This is a genomic window from uncultured Campylobacter sp., from assembly GCF_938045225.1.
Classification (GTDB): Bacteria; Campylobacterota; Campylobacteria; order Campylobacterales; family Campylobacteraceae; genus Campylobacter_A.
In genome coordinates, this window is sequence record NZ_CALINL010000028.1 from 1 (window position 1) to 10,995 (window position 10,995).

The following is a 10,995-nucleotide window of genomic DNA, read 5'->3' on the forward strand; positions in this document are numbered from 1 at the left end:
GCCGACGTAAAGGCGTTGCTAGCCGAGCTAAAAGGCGAGATCACCTACGTACCGCCCAAATTTAGCGCCAAGCACGTGGACGGCAAGCGTGCGTATGAGCTAGCAAGAGCAGGCGAAGAGTTTGAGCTAAAAAGCCAAACGATGAGCGTTTTTGACGTAAATTTGACTGCGTATATGCATCCGTTTTTGAGCTTTCGCATTGGCGTTAGCGAGGGTTCGTACGTGCGTTCGTACGCTCAAATTTTAGCCGCAAAGCTTGGCGCGAAAGCTACTCTAAGCGCGCTAAAACGCGTAAGCGAGGGCAAATTTATTTACGAAAACGAGCGATTTTTAAATCCGCTTGATTTTATCTCATTGCCGCGAAACGAATATCTAGGCGACCCCGCTGATGTGATGCTAGGCAAAAAACTGAGCGTAGAAAAGCTAAAATTTGGCGCCGAGGGACTATATTTAATAAACTTTGATGAATTTTTTAGTATCATTGAAATCAAAGACGAAACCGTAACATATAAACTAAATAAGGTCGAAAAATGCTAATACTCGCAAGAAAAGAAGACGAAAGCATAATGCTGGGAAACGATATCAAAATCACGGTCGTGGGCATCTCAAAAGGCGGCGTAAAAATCGGCATCGACGCGCCTAAAAATATGATGATCCTGCGCTCGGAGCTAGTAGAAGACGTAGCGGCGGAAAACAAACAGGCCCTAAACGGCGCGGGCGAAGCGAGCCTAAAAGAGCTGAGCGATAAAATCGTAAAATAATGAAAAGCTACGCGAAAATCAACTCCTTTTTAAAGATTGTCGGCACTCGCGGCAACTACCACGAGATCGTCTCTCGCTTTGTTTTGAGGCGCGAGATTTATGACGAAATTTTCTTTGAAAAAGCGGATGTTTTCGCGCTAGAGTGCGATAACGAAAATATCGAAAATAATATCGTTTTAAAGGCCAAATTTGAGCTGGAAAAAGCAGGCTTTAAAAACGAGCTGGACGAGTTTTTCGCCTCGCATAAAATCGTGATAAAAAAGCAAATCCCGCTGGGCGCGGGTCTAGGCGGAGGTAGCTCAAACGCTGCTACGTTTTTAAAGATGGCGAACGAGGAGTTAAATTTAAAACTAACTCACGACAATTTGATGAAAATAGGCGCAAATATCGGCGCGGACGTGGCATTTTTCGCTAGCGATTTCAAGGCGGCAAACGTTAGCGGTATCGGCGAGATAATAAGCGATTTTGACGACGAAGTGCCAGAGGTAAAAATTTTAACGCCCGGCGTCTTTTGCTCGACGCCTGCGGTTTACGGCGAATTTAGGGCAAATTTTATGGATAGTATCGACGTAAATTTGGCGGCAAAAATGCGCGAGATGACGACGGCGCAGCTGCTGGAGCGATACGAAAACCGCAAACTAAACGATCTTTTTGCGCCGTGTTTTAAAATTTATCCGCAGATGGATAAATTTAAAGATTTTTTCCTAAGCGGCAGCGGCGCGAGCGTGTTTTTCTTAAAATAAAAAGGTAAAAAATGGGTAAGGATTTAGCCAAAAATAAAAAGGCTTTGTTTGACTTTAGTATCATCGAGACCTTTGAGGCGGGCATCGAGCTAAAAGGCAGCGAGGTAAAGGCTCTACGGGCGGGCCGAGCCAATCTAAAAGATAGCTTTGCGCGTGTGATAAAGGGCGAGCTGTTTTTGCTAAACGCGCACATCAGCCACCTAAACACGACGCACTCGGCGTTTCGCCCGGACGAGCGGGCTCCGAGAAAACTACTGATGCACCGCAAGCAGATAGATAAAATTTTCGGTCAAGTCACGCAAGAGGGTCTCACGCTAGTCGTTTTAGCGCTCTATCTAAACGACAAAAATATCGTAAAGGCGCGGGTTGCGCTGGCAAAAGGTAAAAATTTGCACGATAAGCGCGAGACGATAAAACGTAAAGAAGCCGACAAAGAAGCGCGTTCAGCTATGAAAAAATACGCTTAAGGAAAACCGATGCCCTACGTAAATATAAAAATCACAAAAGAAAAAGAAGCCGTAAGCGCCGAGCAAAAGCGCGCGATAATAGCAGGCGTGACAAAGCTGCTAGGCGATACGCTAAAGCGCGACGCGAGCAGAACCGTCGTCGTGATAGAGGAAGTCAGCACCGACGACTACGGATTTGGCGGCGAAAGCATAACCGAACTAAGATCAAAACAAGGAAAATAATATGAAAAAAACCATAAAGGCGATTTTGGCGGCTTTGGTCTGCGCTATATTTCTAGCAGGCTGCGGCGAGGACGAGACGGCAAAGGCTCCCGTAAAGATAGAGGGCTATAAAACGGGTGAAGAGATCGCGCTAAAGAGCGTGTTTGGCAAAGACCTCACGCTAAAGCGCGTCGATGGCGGCTTTGTTATTAAAGGTGATGAGGATAAAATTTTGATGTTTGATATATTCGGCACATTTTGTCCGCCGTGTCAAAAAGAAGCGCCCGATCTCACCAAATTTCAGATCGACAACCTAAATGATTTTACGATCGTGGGGCTAACGCACTTTGAAAACGTCACGAACGAGTACGTAGTAGAAAATTTCGCGCAAAAATACAACGCCTTTTACTTTATCTCAAACGACATAAAGACAAATGACAAGCTTTCGGCTCAAATTTTAGAGGATATAAAATACGAGCGACTCGAGAGCGTGCCGATAAAAATGGTGCTAAAAGGCGGCGTATATCAGGAGCTAACCGACGTAGATAGCGGAAAATTCGGCGTGAAATACTACCTAGGCGGCATCCATCTAGACGCGATGACGAAAGATTACGAGAGAATAAAAAATGTCCGATAAAACCGCCACCGAGCGGGAGCACGGCATAGACGTAAAGGAAAAACCTGAATTTCCGCGTAAATTTAAGGTTGTTTTGCTAAACGACGACGTTACGAGCATGGATTTCGTCGTGAGCGTGTTGGTCGAGATTTTTCACCACACAGCCCAAAGCGCGGTAACCGTGATGTTAAAAATCCATAACGAAGGCAGCGGAGTGGCGGGCATCTACAATAAAGAGATAGCCCAAACCAAACAAAACCAAACGCTAAAAGCCGCAGCCGCCGCAGGCTATCCGCTAAAGGCAGTCGTCGAGGAAGAGTAGCCCGTAAAAACGGGCGCGCAAAAGGCGCAAAGAGGAGGAAATGATGTTTGACTCGGATTTAAGCTATCTTTTGGAAAAGGCCGGGCAGTTTGCCTACTCGAATTTTCACGAGTATCTAACCAGCGAGCACGTGCTTTTCGTGCTAGTAAATTTAAACGAAGAGACTAGAGATATCCTAGTAGAGGCCGGACTCACCGACGTCGAGGGACTAAAAAGCGATCTAAAAAACTATCTACTGCAAACCAACGAACAAGTCCCGCACCACAAACAACCGCGCATGACGGTGCTTTTGGAGCAAATTTTTAAAGAGCTAAACACTGAGCTAAAAGATAAAAACGTCGGCATCAGAGATTTGCTCTTTAAAATCGCGGCCAGAGGCGACACGTACGGGGCTAAAATTTTAGAATTTTACGACGTCGATCCGCAAAAGATTAAACACCCCGCAAAAGACGACAAGCAGGCTCGCGCTAAAAACTTCCAAAACCTCGCTAAATACTCGTCAAATTTAACCAAACTAGCCGCCGAGGGCAAGATAGACCCGATCATCGGGCGCGAAAACGAGCTAGCAAGGCTAATGCAAACGCTAAGCCGCCGCAAGAAAAATAATCCAATCCTAGTGGGCGAAGCGGGCGTGGGCAAAACCGCCGTAGTCGAAGGGCTCGCGCTAAAAATCGCAAGCGGCGAAGTGCCGCAGCGGCTAAAGCAGGCGCAAATTTTCGCCCTGGATATCGGCGCGATGATAGCGGGCACGAAGTACCGCGGCGACTTTGAAAAACGCCTAAAAGACGTGATGGACGAGGTGGCCGAGCAAGAAGACGCGATAGTTTTTATCGATGAGATCCACACGATCGTGGGCGCGGGAGCTACAAACGGGGGCGGGCTTGATATGTCAAATTTACTAAAACCGGCTCTCGCAAACGGCTCGCTGCGCTGCATCGGAGCGACGACGTACGCGGAGTATCGCAGCTTTTTTGAAAAAGAAAAAGCCCTCTCGCGCCGATTTGCCAAAATCGACGTCGTAGAGCCGAGCGCGGACGAGAGTGTCGAGATACTAAAAGGGCTTCGCGCCAAATACGAGAGCTTTCACGGCGTCAAATTTAGCGACGAAATTTTAGCTAAAAGCGTGGAGCTAGCCAAAAAATACCTAAATGATAGATTTTTGCCAGATAGCGCCATCGATCTCATCGACGAGGTCGGCGCGGCTCTAGCTCTGCAAAGCAAAAACAAAACCGTAAAAATGTCCGATCTAAGCACGGTTTTAAGCAAGATGGCAAATATCCCGGATACCAATCTAAAATCTGACGCCGCGGCAAATTTGAAAAATCTAGCACAAAGGCTAAAGTCTGAAATCTTTGGTCAAGACGAAGCCGTCGATACGCTAGTAGCGGCGATCAAGCGCTCGTATGCGGGGCTAAAGCAGCCAAACGCGCCTGTGGGGGTATTTTTATTTACGGGATCTAGCGGCGTGGGCAAAAGCGAGCTAAGTGCGGCTCTAGCGCGAAATTTGGGCGTACATTTCGAGCGGTTTGACATGAGCGAATACATGGAAAAACATAGCGTATCGCGTCTCATCGGCGCGCCTCCGGGATATGTCGGGTTTGAAGAGGGCGGCATACTCACAAATGCCGTTAAAAAGTACCCTTATAGCGTGATTTTGTTTGACGAGATCGAAAAGGCCAGCGACGAGATGATAAACGTCTTTTTGCAAATTTTCGATGGCGCTAGCCTCACCGATAACACGGGCGCAAAGAGCGATTTTCGTAACGCCGTCATCATAATGAGCTCAAATTTGGGCTCAAAAGAGGCTCCGACGCTTGGCTTTAGCAAGGATGAAAGCGGCAAAGCAGACTCGGCGGTAAAGGGATTTTTCAGTCCCGAGTTTCGCAACCGCATCGATAAAATCGTGCATTTTAACGACCTTAGCGAGGACGCGCTAAGCCTCATCGCGCAAAAAATCATTAACGAGATAAACTCAAGCCTCGCCGAAAAAAAAGTCGTCCTAAAAGCCTCCGCCGAAGCCAAAAAATACCTCTGGCAAAAGGGCTATAGTAAAGAATTCGGCGCCAGAAATCTAAAACGCCTGGTCCAAGACGAGATCTCAACCAAGCTTAGCGACGAGATACTTTTCGGCGCCCTAAAAAACGGCGGCGTCGCAAATATCGCGCTAAAAAACGGCAAGCTGGCGTTTAAATTTGAATCCATAAAATAATCGGACGCGGGGTCAAATTTGGAAAAAATCTATAGCTTTCCCGACCCCGCAAACGCCCCTGCAAACTCGCCTTTGGCCGTCGGCGGCGATCTAAGCGCCGAGGCCCTTTTGCAAGCTTACGACAAAGGCATTTTCCCGTGGTTTTTGCCCGGCGAGCCCATATACTGGTGGTCGCCAGATCCGCGCGCTGTGCTAGTTCCAAGCGAAGTAAGGGTGCAAAAAAGCATAAAATCCGCGCTTAAAAAATTTGAAGTGCGGTTTGACTACGACTTTGAAAATTTTCTAAAAATCTGCAAAAGCGAGCGCGAAAAACGCGAACCCACGTGGCTAAGCAAAGATATCGTGCGCGCATACGTAAATTTGCATCGTCTAGGCATCTCGCACAGCGTGGAAGTATACGAGGATGGCGAGCTAGCGGGCGGACTTTACGGACAAATTTTCGGTAAGGTCTTTTGCGGCGAAAGTATGATCAGCCTAAAAACGGGCGCGTCAAAGGTTGCTCTCATCGCGCTTTGCCGCGCTTTAGAGCCGTTTAGTTTTCTCATCGACTGTCAGGTTATGAACGAACATCTAAAATTTATGGGCGCAAAAGCGATGAGACGAAGCGAGTTTTTAGCCAAATTTAACGAACTAAAAAAGCAGCCTAGCGGGTTTAGCAAATTTAAAAATTTACTCTAAATTTGGAACGTCTTTTGCTTATTATCTCGTAAAATTTAGAGAAAAAGGCAAGAAAATGTTCGCAGGTATCCAAACCTCAAAATCAAAACCGCTCGTAGAAAGCGCGCTGGCAAGCAGAAATTTACGCCAGCAAATGATTTCTAGCAACATAGCAAACATCGACACGCCTTTTTACAAAGCCCGCGATATCGCGTTTGAAGCGGCTTTATCGCAAACGGCGCAAGAAATCTACGGCAAAGACGAAAATAAAATTTTAAAACTCGCCCAAACGGACGACGCGCACTTTCCTCGCGTGGATTTTCCGGCGTCAAACGGGGCGACGATATTTTTACGCGATGGGCACATGGCGCGAAACGACGCAAACACCGTCGACCTGGACGTGGAAACGACGGAGCTAAGCAAAAACGCGATAATGGTAACAGCGCTTGATCGCGCCATGAGACAAAGCGGTCAGATATTTAAAAACGTTATCGACGCTAGCAGCAAAATTTAAGGATAGATTATGAGTAATTATTTAAGCGACTTTGACATCAGCGGATACGGACTAAGCGCCCAGCGCTTTAGGATGAACGTCATTAGCTCCAATATCGCCAACGCAAACACCGTGCGAACGGCGGAAGGCGGCCCGTATAGACGCCGCGAGGTGATATTTAAGGCGGTTGATTTTGATAGCGTACTAAACGACGAAGTAGCAAAAAAACATAACTTGCTCGAATACGAAAATCCGCTAGACGATAAATTCTATACAAAAGACGCAAAACCTGCTATAATGAGCGTCGTAGTTGACAAGATAGTGCGCGACGATAAGGATTTTAAGCTAAAATACGATCCGTCTCACCCTGACGCCGACGCGAGGGGCTACGTAGCGTACCCAAATATCAATCCAGTCATCGAAATGGCGGATCTGATCGAAGCCACGCGCGCCTATCAGGCAAACGTTTCGGCATTTCAGTCGGCTAAAACGATCGCTCAAAGCGCATTAGAATTATTACAAGGTTAAATTTTATGACGAACATAGATAAAATCGGCTCGGTTGCTTCGCCGTTTGAAAAAAAAGAAGCAAAGACTCTGCAAAATCAAAAAGGCGAGTTAAATTTTGGCGACGTACTAGATAGCTCGCTAAAAGAGCTAAACGAGATACAAATCAACGCAGACAAAGCCATCGCCGACCTAGCAACGGGCGAGGTAAAAGACCTGCACCAAGCCGCTATCGCTATCGGCAAGGCCGACACGTCGATGAAACTCATGCTGGAGATCCGCAACAAGGCCCTAAGCGCATACAAAGAAATCTCAAGAACGCAAATTTAAACCTTGAATCAGCGAAAATCAAAAACAATCGCTTTATTTGCGTTTATTCTATTTTTTATCTGCATATTTTTGGCAGTTATTTTTTACCGAGCAAATATCGAAAGACGACTGCCAAAACTAGAAACTAGCGATATAAACACAGCCCTGCGCGGCAACATAATAACAAAAGACGGCTTTAGTATCACCGGCAGCCAAAAGCTCTACAAAGTGATGGTAGATACTAGAAACATCGACCCCGATAAAAAAGATCTATTTATCAAGCTCTACTGTATATATAGCGGCGACGATATCAAGCGCGTAACCAAAATCATCAATAGCCAAAAAGGTGCCGTTACGCTATCCTATAAGATCGATGCCAAAGGCGCGGCGTATCTACAGGAGCTATCAAAAAAGCTGTATAGAAAAAAAATCTTTATCCCGTACGAAGACCCAAGCACCGGAGCTGCGATACTGCGTAATATGAGCATAATAGAAAGCGGCGAAAGCAGGCAATATGTCGCAGCAGACGCACTCACCCCAATGATAGGCTATGTAAAAAAGGTCGAAAAAGACGGCATCACCAAAACAGAGGGCGTAAAAGGCGTAGAAAAAGCCTACGAATACTACATCTCCTCGATCCAAGACGCCAAACTGATAGGCCCGAAAGATATCGGAAACAACATTATCTTAACCAGCGATTCAAATTTAGCCAACCGCGTGGACGGATACGACATCATCCTAAACGCCTCGCTTAAACTGCAAACCAGACTAGAGCAAATCATCGACGAAAAGAAAGAATTTCTAAACGCAAAAGAGATAATCGTAGGTATCATGGACTCAAAAACGGGCGGTCTACTAGCGCTTGCCAGTACCTCTCGCTACAGCCCGTCTAACATCAGAAAACAAGACTACAAGTCGCTAAACTCCTCGGCAACCGAGTACGCATACGAGGTCGGCTCGGTCTTTAAGCCGTTTATTTTCGCCGTTCTTTTGGCAAACGACAAAATCAATCCACTCGAGCGCATAAACACCTACAACGGCGTCTATCAGCTAGGAAAACGCACGATAAAAGACACGCACCCGGAGCCCTTTCTCACAGCCGAAGATATCATCGTATATAGCTCAAATATCGGCATGATACAGATCGTCCAGCGCCTAGACGGTTCTCAAATTTACTCAGGGCTTCTAAATTTCGGCTTCACGCAAAAAACCGGCATCGATATGCCATACGAGCAAGTAGGAAACATGCCGCCGGTAGCCAAGCTAAACTCATCAACCTATAAGGCAACTGTGAGCTACGGATACGGCTTGCAAGCGACTTTTATCCAGCTTTTAAAGGCGTATAACGTATTTAATAACAAAGGCGTAATGGTGACGCCAAAGGTCGTGGACTCGCTCTATAAAGACGGCAAATTTTTCGTCGTAAACGACCCAAAACCCGTCGAGGCCATAAGCCAAGAAGCGGCCGAGAGGATGAAGCGTATCCTGATAAAAACTGTCGAGATCGGCACCGGCAAAAGAGCGAAGGTGGAGGGTCTAGAAATCGGCGGCAAAACAGGCACCGCACACATCGCCACGACCGGCGGCTACGCAAATACCTATAACGGCTCGTTTTTCGGATTCGTCAACGACTCACAGGGCAATAGCTATACGATAGGTGTTTTAGCCAGAGAGCCGAAGAAACCGTATTATTATTTCGGCGCACAGAGCGCGCTACCGACGTTTAGAGCGGCCGTAGAGCTGATGGTCGAAGAGGGATTTTTAAAGCCTGATCAAAATTTGACTGCACCGGAGCAAACTGCGCCGACAGCCGAAAATACAGAGAAAAAAACCATAAACTCAAATTCTAAAAGCAAGCAAAAAAAGAATTAAATTTTAATCACGCATATGTCGTTATTGTATGCATTTTAATTATTAGCTTTTATACCCTCTCCCAATTCTTAAAAAGTCCATGCGGTAGCCTTACGCCCACATGAACAAAAACTTTTTGAATCTGTGCAGCAGAGACCTTTTAAAAGCTCTTAAAAGGCTTTTTTGCCTTTAGCTTATCTTGTTTTGTTACCGTCTTTCTTTTTTATACCCTCCCTCGTTGCCACGAAAAACCACGAGATAGTTCTCCGCTATCCTCTTACTAAATATAAAAAGTTTTATTCATTAATTCTATCGGCTTGCAATATTTCTTTTTGGCTCAAGATAAGTTAAAAACTTTCAAAGAAGTTTTTAACTATGATTTTATCGATGAAAAACAAATATATAATCCGTTCCCGAATTTCAGAGAAGGAATTTAGAGAAATTCTAAAGTACTTCGCAGAGGATATAAAAGCATCAAAGATATCGAATTTAACTAAAATTTCAGAAGCAACCATATGTAATCTTTAGAGAAATAAGAATTCTTATGTCTAAAGAGTGTGAAAAGATATCTAAGTTTTCAGGCAAAATAGAAATAGACGAAAGCTACTTCGGATCTAAAAGAGTAAGAGGAAAAAGAGGCAGAGGCGCAGCAAATAAAACACCAGTATTTGGAATGCTAAAACGTGACGGTAAGGTCTATACCCAAGTAGTTAAGAACTGTTCTGCAAATGAACTAATACCCATACTATCAGAATTTAGCGATCTGGACGAGAGCGTTATTTACTCTGATTGTTGGAAGGCCTATGACGGTTTGGTAGATTACGGGGCTAAAGCTCACTATAGAGTAAAGCATTCAAAGAATGAATTTGCAAACGGTAAAAATCATATCAATGGCATAGAAAACTTCTGGGGATATGCTAAACATAGACTAGCTAAATTTAAAGGGATAAAGAAAGAAAATTTCTTGCTTCATTTAAAGGAATGCGAATTTAGATATAATACTAAAACTACACAGGAAAACTTATATCAGAAACTGTTGAAACTGATAAGAGAAAATCCGCTTAAGTTTAATTGAGCCAAATTTTAATACTGAAGATAATATGGTAGAAAATCCAACTTTAGTAGCCGAATATGGAAAGTACGCGATAATGAGTGCTGCATGGTTTTGGCTTTCTAACAATCTACACAAAATAGCAGATGAGAGTAAAAAAGACTCAAATAACGAAAATATAGTGGATAAAATAACTTATGTTATTAATAAAGGGACCGACGACCAAAGCAAGAAAGACAGAAAAGAAAACTACACAAGGATTAGAAATGCTAAAATTTTTCAAATTTTTAAATAGTGCGTTTTTATTAATATTATTGCTGGCTTGTAATGGCATGGGAAAAGATGAAATACCAAATTTTAAATACAAAGACGCATCTAATTATTATTTTAAAATAGGCAATGATGACTATTCTGCAAAAATTTTACGTAATTATAATGAAGACAATTTAGGTCGCGCTATAGATATAAAAGAGTGCGCCATTATTTACAAAGATAAGATAAAAAAATGGAGTTTCTGTTATGACGATATGTCTATGTGGAACGTTACAGCTAATGGTAATATAATTGAGTTTAAAGGCGGAACACAAGACAGAGACGGAAACATAGTGGATTTTTATATACTTTTTAAAAATTTAGCCTCAGAATTTTATTTGTATGAGTACATTTGGAAATTTGGATATATAGATGAAACTACAAACGATGAAAAAATTAATAAGGTAGAAAACTACTATACAGATCACGGCAAAAAGAATAGACTTTATATAAATCAAATTACTCCAAAAATTCTTAATGACATGAGAAAAAACTTT

15 protein-coding genes and 1 pseudogene are annotated in these 10,995 nt (G+C 44.0%); all 16 read left to right on the forward strand.

Going from position 1 to position 10,995, the window contains the following annotated elements; all coding sequences use genetic code 11:
- A partial coding sequence (gene truB / locus Q0200_RS01640; protein ID WP_297936986.1) for a tRNA pseudouridine(55) synthase TruB occupies positions 1 to 537 on the forward strand: 537 nt, incomplete at its 5' end.
- The gene (csrA, locus tag Q0200_RS01645; protein WP_002946591.1) at positions 531 to 761 is read left to right on the forward strand and encodes a carbon storage regulator CsrA; all 231 of its coding nucleotides are present in this window, start codon (positions 531 to 533) and stop codon (positions 759 to 761) included. The genes truB and csrA, both read left to right, overlap by 7 nt.
- Positions 761 to 1,504 carry a 4-(cytidine 5'-diphospho)-2-C-methyl-D-erythritol kinase gene (locus tag Q0200_RS01650; protein WP_297936988.1) on the forward strand — a complete coding sequence of 248 codons (744 nt, stop codon included), beginning with the start codon at positions 761 to 763 and terminating at the stop codon, positions 1,502 to 1,504. The genes csrA and Q0200_RS01650 overlap by 1 nt, the downstream gene beginning before the upstream one ends.
- 11 nt (positions 1,505 to 1,515) lie before the next feature.
- Positions 1,516 to 1,971: an SsrA-binding protein SmpB gene (smpB, locus tag Q0200_RS01655; protein WP_297936990.1), complete on the forward strand. Its 456-nt coding sequence runs from the start codon at positions 1,516 to 1,518 to the stop codon at positions 1,969 to 1,971.
- Between the two features lie 9 nt (positions 1,972 to 1,980).
- On the forward strand, positions 1,981 to 2,193 hold the full coding sequence (locus Q0200_RS01660) for a 4-oxalocrotonate tautomerase family protein (protein ID WP_297936992.1): 213 nt from the start codon (positions 1,981 to 1,983) through the stop codon (positions 2,191 to 2,193).
- 1 nt (position 2,194) lies between these two features.
- Positions 2,195 to 2,809, forward strand: coding sequence for a TlpA family protein disulfide reductase (locus tag Q0200_RS01665; RefSeq protein ID WP_297936994.1), 615 nt, complete (start codon positions 2,195 to 2,197; stop codon positions 2,807 to 2,809).
- Positions 2,799 to 3,110 (forward strand): ATP-dependent Clp protease adaptor ClpS, encoded by a 312-nt coding sequence (locus Q0200_RS01670; protein ID WP_297936996.1) that lies wholly within the window; start codon positions 2,799 to 2,801, stop codon positions 3,108 to 3,110. Before Q0200_RS01665 ends, Q0200_RS01670 begins: the two co-directional genes overlap by 11 nt.
- Before the next feature lie 43 nt (positions 3,111 to 3,153).
- Positions 3,154 to 5,319, forward strand: coding sequence for an AAA family ATPase (locus Q0200_RS01675; protein ID WP_297937011.1), 2,166 nt, complete (start codon positions 3,154 to 3,156; stop codon positions 5,317 to 5,319).
- Positions 5,320 to 5,337: 18 nt separating this feature from the next.
- Positions 5,338 to 5,997 carry a leucyl/phenylalanyl-tRNA--protein transferase gene (aat, locus tag Q0200_RS01680; protein WP_297936998.1) on the forward strand — a complete coding sequence of 220 codons (660 nt, stop codon included), beginning with the start codon at positions 5,338 to 5,340 and terminating at the stop codon, positions 5,995 to 5,997.
- Positions 5,998 to 6,052: 55 nt separating this feature from the next.
- Complete coding sequence (flgB, locus tag Q0200_RS01685; RefSeq protein ID WP_297937000.1) at positions 6,053 to 6,490, forward strand: flagellar basal body rod protein FlgB; 438 nt, start codon at positions 6,053 to 6,055, stop codon at positions 6,488 to 6,490.
- Positions 6,491 to 6,499: 9 nt separating this feature from the next.
- Positions 6,500 to 6,997 (forward strand): flagellar basal body rod protein FlgC, encoded by a 498-nt coding sequence (gene flgC, locus Q0200_RS01690; RefSeq protein ID WP_002946576.1) that lies wholly within the window; start codon positions 6,500 to 6,502, stop codon positions 6,995 to 6,997.
- Positions 6,998 to 7,002: 5 nt separating this feature from the next.
- Complete coding sequence (gene fliE / locus Q0200_RS01695) at positions 7,003 to 7,305, forward strand: flagellar hook-basal body complex protein FliE (protein ID WP_009495241.1); 303 nt, start codon at positions 7,003 to 7,005, stop codon at positions 7,303 to 7,305.
- Between the two features lie 3 nt (positions 7,306 to 7,308).
- Complete coding sequence (locus tag Q0200_RS01700) at positions 7,309 to 9,156, forward strand: penicillin-binding protein 2 (protein ID WP_297937004.1); 1,848 nt, start codon at positions 7,309 to 7,311, stop codon at positions 9,154 to 9,156.
- A gap of 354 nt (positions 9,157 to 9,510) precedes the next feature.
- Positions 9,511 to 10,210 (forward strand): annotated as a pseudogene (locus Q0200_RS01705) (IS1595 family transposase).
- A gap of 25 nt (positions 10,211 to 10,235) precedes the next feature.
- Entirely contained in the window at positions 10,236 to 10,481 is a 246-nt protein-coding gene (locus Q0200_RS01710; RefSeq protein WP_297937006.1) for a hypothetical protein, read from the forward strand.
- Positions 10,453 to 10,995: hypothetical protein (locus Q0200_RS01715; RefSeq protein WP_297937009.1), on the forward strand; the 543-nt coding region annotated here is incomplete at its 3' end. The genes Q0200_RS01710 and Q0200_RS01715, both read left to right, overlap by 29 nt.